This is a genomic window from Gemmobacter aquatilis (assembly GCF_900110025.1).
GTDB lineage: Bacteria > Pseudomonadota > Alphaproteobacteria > Rhodobacterales > Rhodobacteraceae > Gemmobacter > Gemmobacter aquatilis.
In genome coordinates this window covers 63,894-83,376 of sequence record NZ_FOCE01000009.1, presented here as the reverse complement: position 1 = coordinate 83,376, position 19,483 = coordinate 63,894, and the positions used below count along the sequence as shown (strand labels likewise).

Annotated in this window: 21 protein-coding genes and 1 tRNA gene; 14 read left to right on the top strand and 8 right to left on the bottom strand. The window is 67.2% G+C overall.

Annotation, left to right across the window (positions count from 1 at the left end):
• Positions 1–140 precede the first annotated feature (140 nt).
• Entirely contained in the window at positions 141–785 is a 645-nt protein-coding gene (locus BMX43_RS14760) for a GntR family transcriptional regulator (protein ID WP_091302727.1), read from the bottom strand.
• A 32-nt stretch (positions 786–817) separates the two neighbouring features.
• A complete protein-coding gene (locus BMX43_RS14755) occupies positions 818–1,519 on the bottom strand; it encodes a M48 family metallopeptidase (protein WP_091302724.1) in 702 nt (233 codons plus the stop codon).
• A gap of 151 nt (positions 1,520–1,670) precedes the next feature.
• Between BMX43_RS14755 and BMX43_RS14750 the strand changes: the two genes are divergently transcribed.
• From BMX43_RS14750 to BMX43_RS14735, 4 genes are all read left to right on the top strand, one after another.
• Complete coding sequence (locus tag BMX43_RS14750; RefSeq protein WP_091302723.1) at positions 1,671–2,003, top strand: TIGR02300 family protein; 333 nt, start codon at positions 1,671–1,673, stop codon at positions 2,001–2,003.
• A 121-nt stretch (positions 2,004–2,124) separates the two neighbouring features.
• A tRNA-Ala gene (locus BMX43_RS14745) sits at positions 2,125–2,200 on the top strand.
• Positions 2,201–2,347: 147 nt separating this feature from the next.
• The gene (locus BMX43_RS14740) at positions 2,348–2,887 is read left to right on the top strand and encodes a calcium-binding protein (protein WP_091302721.1); all 540 of its coding nucleotides are present in this window, start codon (positions 2,348–2,350) and stop codon (positions 2,885–2,887) included.
• Positions 2,888–2,947: 60 nt separating this feature from the next.
• Complete coding sequence (locus tag BMX43_RS14735; RefSeq protein WP_091302719.1) at positions 2,948–3,436, top strand: hypothetical protein; 489 nt, start codon at positions 2,948–2,950, stop codon at positions 3,434–3,436.
• Here the strand turns inward: BMX43_RS14735 and ade are convergent.
• Complete coding sequence (gene ade, locus BMX43_RS14730; protein WP_091302717.1) at positions 3,433–5,133, bottom strand: adenine deaminase; 1,701 nt, start codon at positions 5,131–5,133, stop codon at positions 3,433–3,435. The two genes, BMX43_RS14735 and ade, sit on opposite strands and share 4 nt — an antisense overlap.
• A 117-nt stretch (positions 5,134–5,250) precedes the next feature.
• On the opposite strand from ade, the gene BMX43_RS14725 reads away from it, so the two are divergent.
• Positions 5,251–6,192 (top strand): DMT family transporter, encoded by a 942-nt coding sequence (locus BMX43_RS14725; protein ID WP_091302715.1) that lies wholly within the window; start codon positions 5,251–5,253, stop codon positions 6,190–6,192.
• Positions 6,193–6,278: 86 nt separating this feature from the next.
• Here the strand turns inward: BMX43_RS14725 and BMX43_RS14720 are convergent, their stop codons facing one another.
• Positions 6,279–7,094, bottom strand: a complete 816-nt coding sequence (locus BMX43_RS14720; protein ID WP_091302713.1) for a uracil-DNA glycosylase — start codon at positions 7,092–7,094, stop codon at positions 6,279–6,281.
• A gap of 123 nt (positions 7,095–7,217) precedes the next feature.
• On the opposite strand from BMX43_RS14720, the gene BMX43_RS14715 reads away from it, so the two are divergent.
• From BMX43_RS14715 to plsY, 5 genes are read left to right on the top strand one after another with little or no spacing between them, the layout of a single operon-like run.
• Positions 7,218–8,180 (top strand): aspartate carbamoyltransferase catalytic subunit, encoded by a 963-nt coding sequence (locus BMX43_RS14715; RefSeq protein ID WP_091302711.1) that lies wholly within the window; start codon positions 7,218–7,220, stop codon positions 8,178–8,180.
• Entirely contained in the window at positions 8,177–8,632 is a 456-nt protein-coding gene (locus tag BMX43_RS14710) for a hypothetical protein (protein WP_245749489.1), read from the top strand. Before BMX43_RS14715 ends, BMX43_RS14710 begins: the two co-directional genes overlap by 4 nt.
• Positions 8,629–9,129, top strand: coding sequence for a hypothetical protein (locus BMX43_RS14705; RefSeq protein ID WP_091302708.1), 501 nt, complete (start codon positions 8,629–8,631; stop codon positions 9,127–9,129). Before BMX43_RS14710 ends, BMX43_RS14705 begins: the two co-directional genes overlap by 4 nt.
• Positions 9,126–10,400 carry a dihydroorotase gene (pyrC, locus tag BMX43_RS14700; RefSeq protein ID WP_091302706.1) on the top strand — a complete coding sequence of 425 codons (1,275 nt, stop codon included), beginning with the start codon at positions 9,126–9,128 and terminating at the stop codon, positions 10,398–10,400. Before BMX43_RS14705 ends, pyrC begins: the two co-directional genes overlap by 4 nt.
• Position 10,401: 1 nt before the next feature.
• Complete coding sequence (gene plsY / locus BMX43_RS14695; protein ID WP_091302704.1) at positions 10,402–11,010, top strand: glycerol-3-phosphate 1-O-acyltransferase PlsY; 609 nt, start codon at positions 10,402–10,404, stop codon at positions 11,008–11,010.
• Positions 11,011–11,117: 107 nt separating this feature from the next.
• Here plsY and BMX43_RS14690 read toward each other — a convergent pair whose 3' ends face one another.
• Genes BMX43_RS14690 through BMX43_RS14680 form a run of 3 tightly spaced genes read right to left on the bottom strand, consistent with a single transcriptional unit; the run spans position 11,118 to position 13,795 of the window.
• Positions 11,118–12,464, bottom strand: a complete 1,347-nt coding sequence (locus BMX43_RS14690; RefSeq protein ID WP_091302702.1) for a glutamate--cysteine ligase — start codon at positions 12,462–12,464, stop codon at positions 11,118–11,120.
• Positions 12,465–12,524: 60 nt separating this feature from the next.
• Positions 12,525–13,073, bottom strand: a complete 549-nt coding sequence (locus tag BMX43_RS14685) for a hypothetical protein (RefSeq protein WP_245749488.1) — start codon at positions 13,071–13,073, stop codon at positions 12,525–12,527.
• Positions 13,070–13,795, bottom strand: coding sequence for a 16S rRNA (uracil(1498)-N(3))-methyltransferase (locus BMX43_RS14680; protein ID WP_091302871.1), 726 nt, complete (start codon positions 13,793–13,795; stop codon positions 13,070–13,072). Before BMX43_RS14680 ends, BMX43_RS14685 begins: the two co-directional genes overlap by 4 nt.
• Before the next feature lie 15 nt (positions 13,796–13,810).
• Between BMX43_RS14680 and ubiA the strand changes: the two genes are divergently transcribed.
• The 4 genes from ubiA (at position 13,811) to BMX43_RS14660 (ending at position 18,817) form a co-directional block, all read left to right on the top strand.
• Entirely contained in the window at positions 13,811–14,782 is a 972-nt protein-coding gene (gene ubiA / locus BMX43_RS14675) for a 4-hydroxybenzoate octaprenyltransferase (RefSeq protein WP_091302700.1), read from the top strand.
• A gap of 61 nt (positions 14,783–14,843) precedes the next feature.
• On the top strand, positions 14,844–16,847 hold the full coding sequence (locus tag BMX43_RS14670) for an OmpA family protein (RefSeq protein ID WP_091302698.1): 2,004 nt from the start codon (positions 14,844–14,846) through the stop codon (positions 16,845–16,847).
• Positions 16,848–16,881: 34 nt separating this feature from the next.
• Positions 16,882–17,211: a hypothetical protein gene (locus tag BMX43_RS14665; RefSeq protein ID WP_091302696.1), complete on the top strand. Its 330-nt coding sequence runs from the start codon at positions 16,882–16,884 to the stop codon at positions 17,209–17,211.
• A gap of 121 nt (positions 17,212–17,332) precedes the next feature.
• The gene (locus BMX43_RS14660) at positions 17,333–18,817 is read left to right on the top strand and encodes an NAD-dependent succinate-semialdehyde dehydrogenase (protein ID WP_091302694.1); all 1,485 of its coding nucleotides are present in this window, start codon (positions 17,333–17,335) and stop codon (positions 18,815–18,817) included.
• 99 nt (positions 18,818–18,916) lie between these two features.
• Here the strand turns inward: BMX43_RS14660 and BMX43_RS14655 are convergent, their stop codons facing one another.
• On the bottom strand, positions 18,917–19,483 hold the full coding sequence (locus BMX43_RS14655) for a DUF1190 domain-containing protein (RefSeq protein WP_091302691.1): 567 nt from the start codon (positions 19,481–19,483) through the stop codon (positions 18,917–18,919).

Below are 19,483 nucleotides of genomic sequence, written 5' to 3'. Positions count from 1 at the left end.
CGAGGATATTTAGGAACAGAAAATGAAAGAAGAACGCGGACCTGCTTCATTTTCTGTTCCTAAATATCCTCGGGGGTGAATTGGCCGCAGGCCAAGAGGGGGCGGAAAGCCCCCTGCCCCATTGGATGCAGGGCGCGGCCTCAGGACGCCAGATGCCGCAATCCCTGCGTGACATCGGTGCGCACGGCGAGGCGCAGGCCCGGCTCATCCCCCGCGCGCAGGGCGGCGAGGATCATGCGGTGATGTTGCGGCGGCTCGTTGCGGCGCAGGCGGGAATAGAGCGCGCGCATGGTGGGGCCGAGTTGCAGCCAGACGGTTTCCAGCATGGCCAGCATCGCGGGCGCCTGGGCGCGCAGATAGAGGGTGCGGTGAAATTCCAGATTGGTGCGGATATAGGCGACCGAATCCTGCCGGGCCACCGCATCGGCATTGGCGGCGTTGATCGTGGCCAGACGGTCGATCAACGCGAAATGGGCGCGCGGCAGGGCGCGCGAGGCAAGCTCGGGTTCCAGCAGGGCGCGGATGGCGGCCAGTTCCTCGATCCGGTCGGGGGTCAGTTCCGGCGTGGCGACACGGCCCGACGAGGACAGCGACAGCGCGCCTTCGGCCACCAGCCGACGCACCGCTTCGCGCGCGGGGGTCATCGAGACGCCGTATTGCTTGCCCAGCCCCCGCAGCGTCAGCGCCTGACCGGGGGCCAGTTCGCCATGCATGACCTGCGCACGCAAGGTGCGGTAAAGCCGTTCATGCGCGGCGGTGGTGTCATTGGGGCGGCTGTTCAGCATGGAGTGAGCGAAACACCCGCCACGGCCCCGGGTCAAGGGCCATCGAAGCGCCAGGCGTGCAGGCCCTGCCCCTGCGCCTTCAGCCAGCCACGCGGCGCCGCGTATCCGGGGCACAGCCGGGTGACCTCGGCCCAGAAGGCGGCGGAGTGGTTCATCTGCGCCAGATGCGCCACCTCATGCGCCGCGACGTAATCCAGCACGGCGGGGGGGGCCATGATCAGGCGCCACGAATACATCAGCCGCCCGTCATGGGTGCAACTGCCCCAGCGCGAGCGGGTGTCGCGCAGGGTGAGGCTGCGGTAAGGCAGGCCCAGCGCCGCCGCGTAGCGGTCGGACGCGGCGGCCAGCCGGTCACGGGCGCGCAGTTTCAGATAGGCGGACAGGCGGCGCGGCAGCAGATCCTCGGCCCCCGGGATCAGCAGCGAATCGGCCTCGGCCCGGATCAGGCGGCCATCACCGGGCGCCAGCCGCAACAGCCGCCCTTCCAGCGGAAAGGCCGCCCCCCAGCGCAGCGCCGCCTGCCCCGGCACGGCTTCCAGCGCGCGGCGGATCCAGCTTTCCTGCGCATGGGCGAAGGCCAGCGCATCGGATTCGCGCGCGCGGGTCGGCAGCGACAGGGTGACCCGCCCGTCAAGCCGCGAGACGCGCAGCGAAAAGCGCCGCGCCCGCGCGGAACGGCGCAGGGTGATCTCGATTGGGGCATGGCCGGGCTGCGTGGGTGGGAGGTGGGGCATAGAACGCTCTTGATTTTCCTGCGTAGAATAGCCAGATGGGCGGTTCTCGCAACCGCTGCAAAAGGTTTTGACAGCGGGGCTGCGCTGTGGCATGGGCCAGCTTTCGCTGGTTCTGCCAGCCCGCCTTTAGGCCTGTTTCAAGGGAACCACCATGCCCAAGGAAGACTGGGGTACGAAGCGTATCTGCCCGACGACCGGCAAACGCTTCTACGACCTGAACAAGACGCCGATCGTCAGCCCCTATACGGGCGAGATCGTCGATATCGAAACCGCGCGGCGCAAGATGGCGGCCTCGGTCATCGCCCGTGTGCCCGAGAAGGACGACGACGTTCTGGTGGACGATCTGGATACCGATGTCGATCTGCTGGAAACCGCAGGCACCGATGACGCGGATCTGGATGATGATCTGCTGGAAGATGATGCCGACGACAACGTCTCGCTCGACGATCTGGCCGATGTGCCGGGCGACGAAGAGGACGTGTAAAGAAATCGTCGCGGGGGGATGAATTTTCCACTTGCAGCCCCCCGCGCCATCCCCTAGATAGCCCGCATCGAAGCGAAGACGCTGACGGAAACGACAGCAGAAGCCGCCAAGATACCCCGGTGGGGTCATAGCTCAGATGGGAGAGCGCTTGAATGGCATTCAAGAGGTCGGGAGTTCGATCCTCCCTGGCTCCACCAACTTCCTCGCCCAGAGGATAACAGGAAAAACCCGCGCCTCGGCGCGGGTTTTCTGCTTTTCGGGCAATGGGTTGGCTTGAGGGGCTTTCGGGTTGTGCCGCGTGGCGGCACATTTGGCACGCGTGAAGGGTTGCCGGAGATGTGCAGATGATTGTCCATGAACCTGTCTATTGGGGAGGCATCGAAGAGCCGGATGGGGACCCCGATATCTTCGTGGTCGCCCTTGGCACATCTGGGCCAGACCGGATGCGCGGCTCGGATGGCGTCGATCTGCTTTATGGCCGCGCCGGGGATGACCGGCTGCGGGCCGGGGCGGATGATGATGTGCTGTGCGGCGGGCGTGGGCAGGACCGGTTGATCGGCGGTGCAGGCGAGGACAGGTTTCTGTTCAACGGGCCGCTGGGGCAGGCCCATGCCGACCGGCTGGTGGATTTTGAATCGGGGGTGGACCGGGTGCTGCTTGCGACCGCCCTGTTTGGCGTCGATGCGCCGGGGCAGATCGCTGCCGGAAGTTTTGCGCTGTCCTCGCGCGGGCAGGCGGCAGAGGCGGATGACCGGATCATCTTCAACCCCGTCACCGGGCGGTTGTTCTTCGACCCGGACGGCAGCGGCGCGGCAGAGCGGCAGTTGATCGCGGTGCTGGACCCGGACAGCGGGCTGTCGGCGGCGGATGTGTGGCTGATCTGACAGGCTCTTGACGCGCGGGCGGGCAGGCGCACCAATGGGGGGCCGCCACGGAGGACCGCCATGCGCCTGCCCTTTGCCCTGTTTGCCCTGCTGGCCTGCCCGGCTGCCGCCCTTGCCGAGCCGCTGGACGGCAAGAGCTATATCATCGAGCTGTCGTCGAGCCAGTATACCAGCGGTTACGGAGAATACCTCGTGCCGCCGCTGGCCAGTGTGCTGGCGAAATCGGGGATGCGGGCAAAGAACGGGCCGGGGGCGGATGTGGTGGTGAACATCGTGCCCGAATCGGATGTGGGCCAATGGGTTGGCACGGGGGATGCCCGGCAATGGCTGTATACGGTGAAGATCACCGTGGGGATTTCGCCCGAAAGCTATGTGATTCCCTATGAGGGCACGCCTGCCTTTGGTGTGACCGCCCGCCTGATGACCCCCAATTCCGACCGCGAGGACGAGTTGGCCTGCCTCGTCAAGCTGGCTGCCCGCACCGCGCTGGCCCATTACCGGCCCACGGGTGCGGTGCAGACCGATGGCAGCGCCTGCCTGCGCCGTTAGGGCATCACCTCGAACCGGTCCACATCGACCATGCCGTGATCGGTGATCTTCAGATGCGGGATCACCGGCAAGGCGAGGAAGGCCAGTTGCAGGAAGGGTTCTTCCAGCACCACGCCCAGCGATTTCGCGGCGGCGCGCAGGGCGATCAGGTGGTCGCGGACCACCTCGAACGGCTCAAGGCTCATCAGCCCGGCCACCGGCAGCGCCAGTTCGGCCAGAACCTTGCCGCCTTCCACCACAACGAATCCGCCCTCGATTTCCGACAGGCGGTTGGCGGCCAGCGCCATGTCGGCGTAATCGGCGCCGACCACCGCGATGTTGTGATGATCGTGGCAGACGGTGGAGGCGATGGCGCCGCGCTGCAAGCCAAAGCCCTTGACGAAGCCGGTGGCGCGGTTGCCGTTCTTGCCGTGGCGTTCGATCACCGCGATCTTCACCAGATCGCGGGCGATGTCGGGGCGTTTGTCGCCGTCTTGCGGCGCAATGTCATAGGTCAGATGTTCGGTGATGATCTTGCCGGGCAGGATGCCGATCACCGGCGTGTCGATGCGGTTGCCGCCGGTGCGGAAATCACTGGCGGCAATCGGTGGGGCCTTCACCGAATGGCGGGCCACCGGGGGGATGATCTTGCGCGCGGCAAAGGCGGCATCACTGGCGCGCACCCCGCCGGTGAACACCATCTCGGGGCGACACGCGGCCAGATCCCCCAGCACGACGATATCCGCCCGCTTGCCCGGCGCGATCAGGCCGCGATCCTTCAGCCCGAACGCCTCGGCCGCCGACAGCGAGGCGGCGCGGTAGACCGCCAGTGGCGGGCAGCCCAGCGCAATCGCGGTGCGGATCATGTAATCCAGATGGCCGTGTTCGGCGATGTCGAGCGGGTTGCGGTCATCGGTGCACAGGCACAGGTAAGGCGCGTGGCGTTCGGTCAGAATCGGCGCCAGCGCGTGCAGGTCTTTCGACACCGAGCCTTCGCGGATCAGCACCCGCATCCCCTTGCGCAGCTTCTCCAGCGCCTCGGGGGCACTGGTCGCCTCGTGTTCGGTGCGGATGCCAGCGGCGATATAGCCATTCAGATCGCGCCCCGACAGCAGCGGCGCATGGCCGTCGATATGGCGACCGCGAAACGCCTCCAGCTTGGCCAGACAGCCGGGGTCTTTCATCAACACGCCGGGATAGTTCATGAATTCCGCAAGCCCGATGACGCGCGGATGATCCATCAGCGGCGCGATATCCGCCGCCTCCAACACCGCGCCGGTGGTTTCCATATGGGTGGAGGGCACGCAGGAGGACAGTTGCACCCGAATGTCCATCACCGTATGGGCGCTGGCTTCCAGAAAATAGCCGATGCCGGTCAGGCCAGCGACATTGGCAATCTCGTGCGGATCACAAATGGCGGTCGTCACGCCATGCGGGGTGACGCAGCGGTCGAACTCATAGGGGGTCACCAGGCTCGATTCGATATGCAGATGCGTGTCGATGAAGCCGGGGACGAGGATCTTGCCGGTGACATCGACGACCTCACGCCCCTCGTAGCTGTCGAACACCCCCACGATCACGCCGCCACAGATCGCCACATCGCCCGCGCGCAACTCGCCCGAGATCAGGTCGAACACCTGTCCGCCACGCAGCACCAGATCGGCGGGCGCCAGCCCGCGCCCTTGGTCAATCAGATCGGCAAGCGGCGGTCGGGTCATGGCGGCACTCCTTTTTGCGCCAGTCAAACCCATGTGCGCAGGCGCGGCAAGCGGCGTTTCGCCCTTGCCCCCGGCGGCGCAGAGTGCGACGCATTGGCGCAGACAACGGAGCCTGCCATGCAGCCGACCCGCCCCCCGCAACGCCCGCTGCGGGGCATTACACTAAAGATCCTGTCGGTGATCGTATTCATCGTCATGTCGGCGCTGATCAAATCGGTGGCTCAGCATGTGCCCCCCGGTCAGACAGTGTTCTTTCGCTCGCTGTTCGCCATTCCGGTGATCGTGGTCTGGCTGGCACTACGGCGCGAATTGCGCGGCGGCTTGGGCACCTCGAACCCGCTGGGCCATGTGTGGCGCGGGGTGATGGGCACGCTGGCGATGGGGCTGGGCTTTGCCGGGCTGGCCTTCCTGCCGCTGCCCGAGGTGACGGCAATCAGTTATGCCGGCCCATTGCTGACCGTGATCTTCGCCGCAATGTTTCTGGGCGAGGAGGTGCGCGCCTTCCGCATCTCGGCCGTAGCCTTGGGCATCGCGGGGGTGATGATCGTGCTCTGGCCGCGCCTGTCGCTGACCGATGGCACCGCCAGCCATACCGAGGCGCTGGGGGCGATGCTGGTGCTGGGCGCTGCGGTTTTCGCGGCGCTGGCGCAGGTTTTCGTGCGCAAGCTGGTGGATGGCGAAAAGACCGCCGCGATTGTCTTCTGGTTTTCGACCACCGCGACCGTGCTGTCGCTGGCCACCCTGCCCTATGGCTGGGTGATCCCCACGGCGCGCGAAGCGGCCATTCTGGTGCTGGCGGGCCTGCTGGGCGGTGTCGGCCAGATCCTGCTGACCTCCAGCTACCGCGAGGCCGATGCCTCGCTGATCGCACCGTTCGACTATGCCTCGATGCTGTTCTCGCTGGCGATCGGCTATGCGGTGTTCGACGAGGCGCCCACCCTGACCATGCTGGCGGGGGCCGCGCTGATCATCGCCGCCGGCATCCTGATCATCTGGCGCGAACGCAAACTGGGGCTGGAACGCGCCCGCCAGCGCAAGGCGATGTCGCCGGGGGGCTGACCCCGCCCTGTTTCATTTTCTGTCTGAAAATATCCTGGGGTGAATTGGCCGCAGGCCAAGAGGGGCAAAGCCCCTGCTTGCTGCCGTCACCCACGCAACCTTGCCTGAAGGCTCAGCAAATCCGCCCAGGCCTCGCGCTTCTGATGCGGCTGGCGCAGCAGATAGGCGGGGTGCAGCATCGGCAGCACCGGCTTGCCCCAGGCCTGTGCCCATGTGCCGCGCAGCTTGGTGATGCCACGGCTGCCCAGCACCGCCTGCGCGGGGGTATTGCCCATCACCACGATCACCTCGGGGTCAGCCAGGTCGACATGGCGCTGCAGGAACGGGATCATCATCGCCATTTCCTCGGGCGTGGGGTCGCGGTTCGACGGCGGGCGCCACGGCATGACATTGGTGATATACAGCGCGTGCTCGGCATCCGGGGTGTCGCGGTGCAGGCCGATGGCGGCGAACATGCGGTCCAGCAACTGGCCCGCGCGACCAACAAAGGGGCGCCCCTCCTGATCCTCGTCCCGCCCCGGCGCCTCGCCGATCAGCATGACCCGCGCCGCCGGATTGCCGTCGGCAAACACCGTGCTGCGCGCGCCTTTCTTCAGCTCGCACAGCTCATAGCCCGCCAGCGCCGCGCGCAATGCGTCCAGCGTGGGCGACTGTGCGGCGGCCTGGGCGGCGATGGCGACGGGATCGACCTGCGCCGCAACCACCGGCGCGGTTGGCGCGGCGGGTTTGCGCGGGGCCTGCGCCTGTGCTGCGGGTGCGGGCGCAGCCCGCACCGGCTCGGCCAGATCATAGCGGTTCAGCGGCGTCTCGCCCACCGGATCCAGCGCGCCAAGTTCCTGCTGCCACTGCAGCGCGGCATAGGCGGCGTCCCAATCGGCCAGAATGTCGGTTTCGATTCCCATCGCGCGAGGGTAGGCCCGCAGCGCCGCAGCGGCAACCGGGGCGCCCAGATATTTCCACCCTCCCTTGCCGCGCCGCCCCCCGCTGCCTATAAGGCCCCAAACCCGCCGCCGAGGGAGAGCCCCATGAGTTTCCGTGCCCGTCACCTTCTCGGGATCGAACATCTGGCGCCCGATGAAATCCGCGCCGTGCTGGATCTGGCGGATCGCTATGTCGATCTGAACCGCCGCACGATAAAAAGCTCTGATGCTTTGGCGGGCATGACGCAGATCAACATGTTCTTCGAAAACTCCACCCGCACGCAGGCGAGTTTCGAACTCGCCGGCAAGCGGCTGGGTGCCGATGTGATGAACATGAGCGTGGCGCAATCGAGCGTGAAGAAGGGCGAGACGCTGATCGACACGGCGCTGACGCTGAACGCCATGCACCCCGATCTGCTGGTGGTGCGCCATCCCAGTTCCGGCGCGGTCAACCTGCTGGCCAGCAAGGTGAATTGCGCGGTGCTGAATGCGGGCGACGGCAAGCACGAACATCCGACGCAGGCGCTGCTGGACGCGCTGACCATCCGCCGCGCCAAGGGCCGGATTCAGCGGCTGACCGTGGCGATCTGCGGTGACATCGCCCATAGCCGGGTCGCGCGCAGCAACCTGATCCTGCTGGGCAAGATGGAAAACCGCATCCGCCTGATCGGGCCGCCGACGCTGATGCCGTCGGGCGTGGCTGAATTCGGCTGCGAGGTGTTTGACGACATGCGCGAAGGGCTGCGCGGCGCCGATGTGGTGATGATGCTGCGGCTGCAGAAAGAGCGGATGGACGGCGGGTTCATCCCGTCGGAACGCGAATATTACCACCGCTACGGGCTGGATGCCGACAAGCTGGCCTTCGCCAGCCCCGAGGCGATCGTGATGCACCCCGGCCCGATGAACCGCGGGGTGGAGATCGACGGAGAGATTGCCGACGACATCAACCGGTCCGTCATTCAGGATCAGGTCGAAATGGGCGTGGCGGTGCGCATGGCCTGCATGGATCTGCTGGCGCGCAACCTGCGGTCCGAACGCGGCGCCAAGGCCACCGGGGTGATGGTGTGACCGGCCCGGCGCGCGACAGCCTGTTCACCGGCCCCCTGCCCTTGGCAGAGGGTGAACAGTTGCGCGCCAGTTTTGTGCCGGACCGGCGGCTCTATGTCCGCAACAATCTGATCATGGCGGTTCTGCTGGGCTTTGTCGCGGGGGCCGCCCTGCTGATTGGCGGCAATCCTTCGCCCTGGGTCGGCCCGGTTGCCGCCGTTCTGGCCATCGGCATCCGCGCGGCCTATGTCGCCTCGGACGCGCTGGCGGCGGAGTGGCGGCTGACCGACCGGCGCCTGCTTGGCCCCGCCGGGCGGGCCGTCGCGCTGGCGGATATTGCCACGGCCCGGCCGTTTTTCGGCGATGTGCAGGTGGTCAGCCGCAGTGGCGACAAGCATCTGCTGAAATATCTGGCCGATGCGCCTGGGGTGATCGCCGCGATCGAAACCGCGGCAGGCAGGACCGCACGATGACCCTGCTGCCGGGCGAAAAGATCCTGTGGCAAGGCCGCCCGGAAGCGCGCGCGCCGCTGGATGTTTCGCGCCCGTCGCAACTGCTGTTCGGGGTGGTGTTCGTCGCCTTCTCGATGGTCTGGATGGACAAGGCGCGCGAAAGTGGCAGCCTGATCTGGCTGGCGGGGTTCGTGTTCATGGGGCTGGGGTTGAAGCTGTCGGTCTGGCGGGCCTGGCAGCCCCGGCTGCGGGCAAAGTTCGCCCGCTATACCCTGACCGACCGCCGCGCGCTGGCCGAAATGCGCTGGCCGCTGATCGCGGCGCGCGGGGCTGCGCTGACGCTTTCGCCCGCTACCATCATCGACATCGAGGGGCATGACCCCGCGACGCTGAGTTTCACCCAATCCGGCCTCGCCGGGCGCGAGGGCGCCCGGTCGCAGACCCTGCGCTTCGAGCGGATTGCCGAGGCGCGCCATGTGCTTGCCCTCGCCCGCGATGTTCAAAAAGGTGCCGCATGACGCTCCATTTCACCAATGCCCGCCTGATCGACCCCGAAGCGGGCACCGACGAAATCGGCAGCCTGACCGTTTCGGGCGGCGTGATTACGGCCCGCGACGGCGCGGCGCCCGCAGGGGCGCGGATCGTCGATTGCGGTGGCAAATGTCTGGCACCCGGGATCGTCGATCTGGGCGTGAAGATCGGCGAGCCGGGCGAGCGGCACCGCGAAAGCTTCAAATCCGCCGGGCTGGCGGCGGCGGCAGGCGGGGTGACCACGATCATCGCCCGCCCCGACACCACCCCGGCCATCGACACGCCCGAGGTGCTGGAATTCGTCACCCGCCGCGCCGCCGAGGCGAGCCCGGTGCGCATCCGCCACATGGCCGCGCTGACCAAGGGGCGGCAGGGGCACGAGATGACCGAGATCGGTTTTCTGCTGGATGCGGGCGCCGTGGCCTTCACCGATGCCGATGCGGTTTCCACCGATACCAAGGCGTTGGGGCGCGCTTTCACCTATGCCCGCAGCCTTGGCGCGCTGGTGATCGGCCATCCGCAGGAACCCGGCCTGTCGAAAGGCGCCGCCGTCACCTCGGGCAAGTTCGCCTCGCTGCGCGGGCTGCCGGGGGTGCATCCCATCGCCGAGCGCATGGGGTTTGACCGCGACATGGCGCTGGTCGAGCTGTCGGGGGTGGCCTATCACGCTGATCAGGTGACCTCGGCCCGCACCCTGCCGGCCTTGGCGCGGGCCAAGGCGAACCGGCTGGATGTGACCGCCGGGATCTCGATCCACCACCTGACGCTGAACGAGATCGACGTGGGCGATTACCGGACCTTCTTCAAGCTGACGCCGCCGCTGCGGTCCGAGGAAGACCGGCTGGCGATGGTCGATGCCGTGGCCGAGGGGGTGATCGACGTGATCTGTTCGATGCACACCCCCGCCGACGAGGAAAGCAAGCGCCTGCCGTTCGAAGAGGCCGCCTCGGGCGCCGTGGCGCTGGAAACCTTTCTGCCCGCCGCGATGCGCCTGTATCATGCCGAGGCGCTGAGCCTGCCGCAACTGTGGCGCGCGATGAGCCTGAACCCCGCGCGGCGTCTGGGCCTGCCGCAGGGGCGGCTGGCCCTGGGCGCCCCCGCCGATCTGGTGCTGTTCGACCCCGATGCGCCTTTCGTGCTGGATCGGTTCCGCCTGCGGTCAAAGTCGAAGAACACCCCCTTTGACGGGCAGCGGATGGAGGGTAAGGTTCTGGCAACCTATGTGGGCGGCACGCCCGTTTTTGAAGCGGGAGAATAAGATGCCGGAACTCACCAGCGGTTTTTCGACCTTGGCGCTGGTGGCGCTGCTGGCCTATCTGCTCGGCTCCATCCCGTTCGGCATGGTGATCACGCGGGCGCTGGGGCTGGGCGATCTGCGCAAGATCGGGTCCGGCAATATCGGCGCCACCAATGTGCTGCGCACCGGCAACAAGGGCGCCGCGCTGGCCACGCTGCTGCTGGATGCGGGCAAGGGCGGTGTGGCGGTGCTGATCGCGCGGGCCATGGCGGGCGAGGATGCCGCGCAACTGGCGGCGCTGGCCTCGTTTCTGGGACATCTGTTCCCGCTGTTTCTGGGCTTCAAGGGCGGCAAGGGGGTCGCCACCTTCCTTGGCACGGTGCTGGCGCTGGCCTGGCCGGTGGGGTTGGCCTGCTGTGCCACCTGGCTGGTGATGGCGCTGATCTTCCGCATCTCGTCGCTGGCGGCGCTGGCGGCGGCGGGGTCTTCGACGTTCTGGATGCTGGGGCTGGGGCAAGGGCGGATGGTGATTCTGGGCATGATCCTGACCCTGCTGGTCTATTACCGCCATGCCGCGAATATCCAGCGGATGCGCGCCGGGACCGAGCCGAAGATCGGCAAGAAGGATTAACCCAAGCGTAACCCCTGCCCCCGATGCTGAAGTGATCAGACAGGGGGACAGGGATGATTCGCGCGCTGCTGCGCATCTGGCTGAGGATCGGCGGGCTGTTCGCCCGCTTACAGCCGCGCGGCGGTGTAGATCGGCGCCAGACTGCCCTGCCATTCGCCCTGATAGGCCGCCAGCAGGCGATCCGCCTGCACCTGACCCGACTCAAGGCTGGCCCTCAGCGGGGCCAGAAGCCGCTCCTCGCCAAGCCCCCGCGCGGCCAGCCCGGCGTGGGACAGACCCACCGCCGCGCGCGCCAGATCCAGCAATTTCACACCCCCGGCCTGCCCGGCAAGGGCCGAGACCGAAGCGGCGACGCGCAACTCTTCGCGCGTGGCGGTGTCAAAGCCCTTGACCAGATCCCAGGCGGCATCCAGCGCGGCCTGATCATACATCAGCCCGACCCAGAAGGCCGGCAGCGCCACGATATGCGCCTGATCGCCACAGTCGGCGCCGCGCATCTCGATGTATTTCTTCACCCGCGCCTCGGGGAAGACGGTGGTCATATGGTCGGCCCAATCGGACAGGGTGGGCTTTTCACCCGGCAGCGCGGGCAGTTCGCCCTTCAGGAAATCGCGGAAGGATTGGCCCAGCGCGTTGATATATTGCCCGTCGCGGTAGACAAAATACATCGGCACATCCAGCACCCAATCGACATAGCGCTGAAAGCCCATGCCGGGTTCGAAGGCGAAGGGCAGCATGCCGGTGCGCGAATCGTCCAGCCCCCGCCAGATGCGCGACCGCCAAGAGCGATGGCCGTTCGGCTTGCCATCGAAGAAGGGCGACGAGGCGAACAGCGCCGTCGCCACCGGCTGCAAGGCCAGCGAGACGCGCAGCTTCTGCACCATGTCGGCTTCGGAACTGTAGTCGAGGTTCACCTGCACGGTCGAGGTGCGATACATCATCTGGGTGCCATGTGTGCCCACACGCCCCATATATTCTGTCATCAGCCGATAGCGGCCCTTCGGCATCACCGGCATGGTGTCATGCGACCATTCCGGCGCGGCCCCGATGCCCAGAAAGCCCACGCCCCAACCTTCGGTCACGGCGCGCACTTCATCGAAATGGTTCTGCAATTCGGCTGCGGTGTCATGCACCGAGGCGAGCGGCGCGCCCGACAGTTCGAACTGCCCGCCCGGCTCCAGCGAGATATTGGCGCCATCGCGGCTGAGACCGATGATATGGCCCTGTTCCAGCACCGGCTGCCAGTTGAACCGGTCGCGCAGACCTTCCAGCAAGGCCTTGATCGACCGCGGCCCGTCATAGGGCAGCGGGGCGTGATCAGCCTCAAGGAAGCCGAACTTCTCGTGCTCGGTGCCGATGCGCCAATCGGATTTGGGCTTGCACCCCTGCTCCATCATCTCGGCCAATTGCGAGAAATGCTCGATTTGGCCGCCGCCGGATTGAGGGATGGACATGGGAAGGCTCCGTGCTCTGGCTTTGGGGTTCGGGCGCCAACAGGTGGCGCGCGCGGCGGCTCAAGTCAAGGCCGGGCGCTGCGCACGCCGCCAGATCACCGGGCCGAGCGTGTCTTGCAGCAACGCTGGCACCCCGTCTGCGCCCGGAGCGACCGGAAGATCAAGGGCTGCGACAAGGCTCTGGCTGTCCATCCCCGGCAGGGCCGAGAACGCATCGAACAGGCCTTCGGCCCCGGTCGCATCGACCGGCACCAGCAGCGCCTGCCCATCGGCCTGTTTCAGCCGCCAGAAGCGCTGCCCGCCGCGCGCCAGCAGCCGCAGCTCCACCAATTCGCGCAGCGACACGAAGCCGCCGGAGACCGGGCCGAAATAGCTCACCTGCCCCTCGTCCACCTCCACAAGGCCTGGGGCGGCGGGGGCTTGGGCAAAGCGCAGGCGGCGCAGCGCCAGCAGCGCCATGCCCGCGCCGACCGCGATGACGGCCCCGCCCACCGGCAACAGGATCAGCCCACCCTGCCCCATCAGCCAAAGCCCCAGCGCAATGATCCCCGCCGCCAGCGCCACCTCGCGCCAGCGGGCAAGGGCCGCCATGGCATCGGGGCGGATCACGCCCAATCCCCCAGCGCGCTTTGCCACAGCGTCAGCGCTGCCACCGCCGCCGTTTCCGCGCGCAGGATGCGCGGGCCAAGGCTGGCCTGCACCACCTGCGGCATTGCCGCCAGCCGCGCGGCCTCGGCTGGGGAAAACCCGCCTTCCGGCCCGATCAGAATCGCCCAGGGCCCCCGCGCCTGCCCGGCCAGCACCGTGGCCGCCCCGGCCAGCGCCTCGTTGCACCACAGGATCCGGCGCTCTGCCGGCCAGTCGGCCAGACGCCGCTCCAGCGGCAGCAGATCCTCCACCTCGGGCACCACCGTCGCGCCGCATTGTTCGGCGGCCTCGCGCGCATTGGCCTGCATCCGGTCGCGGTTCAGCCGGTCGGCATTGGTGCGCGCGGTCTGCACCGGGCAAAGCCGCGCCACGCCCAGTTCCACGGCCTTTTCGACGATGAACACGGTTTCGGCCTTTTTCACCGGCGCGAACAGCAGCCACAGGTCGGGGGACGGGGACAGCGGCCGGGTCTGCGAGCGGCAGATCAGCACGCCACGGCGTTTGGTCGCCTCGGCCACTTCGGCCCGCCATTCGCCGTCCCGCCCGTTGAACAGCAGCACCGCATCCCCCCGTTGCAGCCGCATGACCGAAAAGAGGTAGAGCGCCTGATCGGCATCCAGCGGAACCGATTGCCCCCCGGCCAGCGGGTGATCTACATAGAGCCTGATTTTTGCATCCGTCATCATGGGGCCAAGCCTATGCAACAGCGCGACGAAACGCCAGTGGCCGACCAGAGCGTTGCCGATGCCGTGCAGGGCAACTGGGTGGACCGGCTCGCCCCGCCCGCCACGCGGCCCTATCTGCGGCTGAGCCGGGCCGACCGGCCCATCGGCACATGGCTGCTGCTGCTGCCCTGTTTCTGGGGGCTGGCGCTGGCCGCCGCCGCCGATCCGGCGGGGTTCCGGCTGTGGGATCTGTGGATCGCAGCCAGTTGCACGCTGGGTGCCGCGCTGATGCGCGGTGCGGGTTGCACCTGGAACGACATCACAGACCGCGAGTTCGACGGGCGGGTGGCGCGCACACGGTCGCGCCCGATCCCTTCGGGGCAGGTGAGCGTGCGCGGCGCGTTGATCTGGATGGGGCTGCAATCACTGGCGGGTGCTGCGATCCTGTTCACCTATAACCTGACGGCGATCCTGCTGGGCGTGGGGTCACTGGCGCTTGTGGCGATCTATCCGTTTGCCAAGCGGTTCACCTGGTGGCCCCAGGTGTTTCTGGGGCTGGCCTTCAACTGGGGCGCCCTGCTGGCCTGGGCGGCCCACGCGGGCAGCGTGTCGCCGGCGGCGGTGGCCTTGTGGGCCTCGGGGATCGTCTGGACGCTGTTCTATGACACGATCTATGCCCATCAGGACAAGGAGGATGACGCGCTGATCGGGGTAAAATCCACCGCGCGGCTGTTTGGCGATGCGCATACCGGCACGGCGCTGCGGGTGTTTCTGGCACTTTCGGTGCTGCTGGCGGCGCTGGCGGTGGTACTGGCGCTGCTGCCGCAGGGGCCGCTGCCGCTGGCGCTGGGGCTGTGCGGCGTCTGGGCCTTTGGCTGGCACCTGGGCTGGCAGATGTCGCGGCTGGATACCACCGACCCGGCGCGCTGCCTGCATCTGTTCCGGTCCAACCGCGATGCCGGGTTGATCCTTGCGCTGTTTCTTGCCGGTGCGGCGCTGGTTTAATTGATCCGGGGCGGGGATCGCCCTAATGAACCCATGACACCCGCTTGCGAAAGCCATGCCCATGCGACTCCCGCCCTCCTTGCTGACCACGGCTGCCTTCGTCTCGGCGGGGGTGGTGGCGATTGTCACGGCCTGGACGGGCACGGGGCTGATTGAAAGCCGGTCGGTCGCCGCCGTGCGATCCGCCCTGATGACCGAGGGGATCACCTGGCCCGAGGTGCGCGCCTCGGGGTTGCAGGTGCGCATCGTCGGCACCGCCCCGAACGAGGCGGCGCGATTTCGCGTCATCAACATCGCGGGCACGGTGGTGGACAGCGCGCGGGTGCGCGACCGGATGGATGTGGCGCCGGTGCGCGCGATCGAGGCGCCGCGCTTTTCGGTGGAAATGCTGCGCAACACCGACGGGATCTCGTTGATCGGGCTGCTGCCAGCCCCGGTGGAGCCGGATCCGGCGGCACCTGCCCCCGATGCGCCCGAGGTAAAGCCGCTGTCGGATGTGGTGACGGAACTGGCGGGCGGCCTGCCCGTGTCGGACATGCTGGAAACCGCCGCCTTTCCGCCGCCGGAGGGCTGGGAGGCCGCGCTGAAATTCGGCACCGAGGCGCTGAAGCTGTTGCCCCGCTCCAAGATCTCGGTCGCGGCGGACAAGGTGGCGATCATCGCCATTTCCGACAGCGATGCGCAGAAACGGCGGCTGGAGGCTGAGTTGGCGAAGATCCGCCCCGCCGGTCTGGCGGTCAGCGTCGATATTTCCGCGCCGCGCCCGGTGCTGACGCCGTTCACCCTGCGCTTCATCAAGGATGCCGAGGGCGCGCGTTTTGATGCCTGTTCTGCCGATACCGACCGCGCGCGCGACCTGATCCTGCAGGCGGGAACGGCGGCGGGGATCGAGGGCGCGGCGATCTGCACCGTGGGCCTTGGCGTGCCGACGCCCAGTTGGGCGCAGGCCACCACCGCCGGGATCAGTGCCGTGGCCGAGCTGGGCGGCGGCACGATCACCTTTTCGGATGCCGATGTCACGCTGCTGGCCAGCCCCGACACATCGCAGGCCACCTTCGACCGTGTGGTAGGCGAGTTGCAGGCCGCCCTGCCACAGGTGTTTTCGCTGAAGGCCACGCTGCCGCCGAAATCCACTGCCGCCTTGCAGGGCCCGGCAGAATTCACCGCCAGCCTGTCGCCCGAAGGCAAGGTGCAACTGCGCGGCCGGCTGACCGACGAACTGCTGAAAGCGGCGGTGGACAGTTATGCGCGGGCGCAATTCGGCGCGGCGAATGTCTATACCGCGACGCGGTTCGACCCCGAACTGCCAGACGGCTGGCCGCTGCGCGTGCTGGCCGGGCTGGAGGCGCTGGCCGAACTGCATGACGGCGCGCTGACCGTGCGGGCGGATACGGTGGAGCTCTCGGGCACCACCGGCAAGCCGGACGGGCGGGCGCGGGTGGCGCAGATCCTGTCGGACAAGCTGGGTCAGGGCAAGAGCTTCAAGGTGGCGGTGCGCTATGACGAGGCGTTTGATCCTTTCGCCGCCCTGCCCAGCCCCGAGGAATGTGCGGCGGATCTGAACGCGGTGATGGCCAAGCGCAAGATCACCTTCCCGCCCAGTTCTGCCGAGATCACGCCGGAAGATGGCGCCACGATGGATGCGCTGGCCGAGATCCTGAAAGGCTGCCCGGAACTGAAGCTTGAAATCGCCGGGCATACCGATGCGCAGGGCTCGGTCGATGGCAATCTGGCGCTGAGCCAGGCGCGGGCCGAGGCGGTGCTGTTGGCGCTGCAGGGCCGTCACGCACCTGTGGCCGGGCTGGTGGCCAAGGGCTATGGCGAAGGGCTGCCGGTCGCAGACAATGGCACCGAAGAAGGGCGCGAAGCCAATCGGCGGATCGAGTTCACCCTGCTGGAAGGCAGCGCGCCCGCAGCCGCGCCCCCCGCCGACGCAGCGGGCTCCGCCAAACCCGACGCCCCGCCTGCCGCAGAGGCAGGCCCCGACTTCTCTCAGGATACCAGCCCCTCGGTCGCGCCCGACAAGATCACCCTGCGCCCGAAACCCCGCCCGACCAAGAACTGACCGCCGCTTTCCGTGACGCCACAGGACATTCCGCATGAACCGCAATGAATTCGTCGTCGCCACCGCCATCGTGCTGATGCTGGCCTTTACGCTGGGCTGGTTCGCCAATTGGCTGGTGCACCGCTTCCGCCGCGTTTCAGCCAGCGATATGGGGGAGTTGGACCGTCTGGCGCAATCGCTGCACGAGGCCGAGGAAACCCGCGATCAGGCGCTGCTCTATGTCGAACAGCGCGAGTCAGAGCTGATGAACCAGTTGTCGCAGACCGAGGCCGAACTGCGCGCCGCAATGGAGGGCCTGCGCGATGCCCGCCACGAGGCCGAAGAGATGCGCGGCTATATCGAACGGATGCACGCCAAGAGCTGATCCTGCGGCCCGCAGGTATTTGATCAAAAATGACGGAATTCTTTGGATTTCTGCCGCCGGCGAACTGGACAGCGCAGCGCAGTCGGATCACCATGCGCCAAATTGAAGTCAGGAGACTCCCATGCTTGATTCCGCCACCGATCTGCGCGCCCGCCTGAAGGATCCGTCGCTGCTGGTGACGCAGGCCTATGTGGCCGGCGCCTGGATCGACGCCGATGACGGCGCGACGATGGAGGTGCGCAACCCCGCGCGCGGCGACGTGATCTGCACGGTGCCGAACCTTGGCCGGGCCGAAACTGCCCGGGCGATTGCGGCGGCGCAGATCGCCCAGAAGGAATGGGCGGCGCGCACCGGCAAGGAACGCGCCAATGTGCTGCGCAAGTGGTTCGACCTGATGATGGCCAATCAGGATGATCTGGGCGCCATCCTCACCGCCGAAATGGGCAAGCCGCTGGCCGAAGCCAAGGGCGAAATCGCCTATGGCGCCAGCTTCATCGAATGGTTCGCCGAAGAGGCGAAGCGCATCTATGGCGAAACCATCCCCGGCCATATGCGCGACAAGCGGATCACCGTGATCAAGCAGCCGATCGGCGTGGTCGGCTCGATCACGCCGTGGAACTTCCCCAATGCGATGATTACCCGCAAATGCGGCCCGGCGCTGGCGGCAGGCTGCGGCTTCGTCGCCCGCCCGGCCGAAGACACGCCGCTGTCGGCGCTGGCGCTGGCTGTTCTGGCGGAACGCGCGGGCATCCCGGCAGGCCTGTTCTCGGTCGTCACCTCTGACAAGAAGGGCGCCGTCGGCATCGGCAAGGAATTCTGCGAAAACCACGCGGTGCGCAAGCTGACCTTCACCGGATCGACCGAAGTGGGCCGCATCCTGCTGCGTCAGGCCGCGGATCAGGTGATGAAATGCTCGATGGAGCTGGGCGGCAACGCGCCCTTCATCGTGTTCGACGATGCCGATCTGGATGCGGCGGTCGAGGGTGCGATGGCCTCGAAATTCCGCAACAACGGCCAGACCTGCGTCTGCGCCAACCGGATCTACGTGCAGGCCGGGGTTTATGATGCCTTCGCCGAAAAGCTGTCGGCCGCCGTGCGCAAGCTGAATGTCGGCGACGGGCTGGAGGCGGGGGTGACCACCGGGCCGCTGATCAACATGGATGCGGTGGAAAAGGTCGAGGAACATGTCGCCGATGCGCTGGCCAAGGGCGCCTCGATCATCACCGGCGGCCAGCGGCACGCGTTGGGCGGCACCTTCTTTCAGCCGACCGTGGTCGCCGGGGTGACCGATGACATGCTGGTGACGAATGAAGAAACCTTCGGCCCACTGGCGCCGCTGTTCAAGTTCGACACCGAGGAAGAGGTGATCGAAAAGGCCAATGCCACGATCTTCGGCCTCGCCTCTTACTTCTACGCGCGCGATGTGGGCCGGATCACCCGGGTGCAGGAAGCGCTGGAATATGGCATCGTCGGCGTGAACACCGGCATCATCTCGACCGAGGTCGCACCGTTTGGCGGGGTCAAGCAATCGGGCCTTGGCCGCGAAGGCAGCCATCACGGGATCGAAGACTATCTCGAAATGAAATACATCTGCCTCAGCATCTGACCGGCGAAGGGGGAAGAAACCTCCCCCTTTCATCCTGGTCCAAATACTCTCAGGGGGTGAATGGCCTAAGGCCAGAGGGGGCGCGAGCGCCCCCTTTCCTTATCCGCCCGAACTGCTGCGCGGCGCGGCAGACCCACCGAACCCGCCGCGCGATTGCACCTGTGCCTGCGTCATCGGCGGCAGGCCCTTGGTGATGGGCGCCTTGGCAAAGGCGCTGGCAGGCATCTTGCCCGCGCCCCCCAGATTGGAAACGGCAGTGCCACCCGGCGTGGTGAAGCCGCCCCCTGCCCGCGCCATCACCGGCTGCGCCACCGGGCGCCCGCCGCCCAGCGCACTGCCAATCATGTAGCCCATCAGCAGCGGCATGAAGCTGAACCCGCCGCCCCCGCCCGACACGCTGTCACCGCCGCAGGCGCCCTCTCCATGTTCCTGCTCGCACAGTTCGCGGCTTTCATAGCGCGGCGCGGTTTCCTCGTGCAGCACTTGCGCCTCGGCGAAGGTGGTCTTGCAATCGGCCTCGGTGAACCAGCCGCCATCGCTGGCGGCGGCCAGGCAACTGTCGAGATCGGCAAAGCTGGCCGCCTCGGTTGCCTCTTCCTGACAGGCGGCGAGGCCGAAGGCGGCAGCCCCCAGCAGGGTCAGCGCCACATGGCGAGAGCGTTTCAT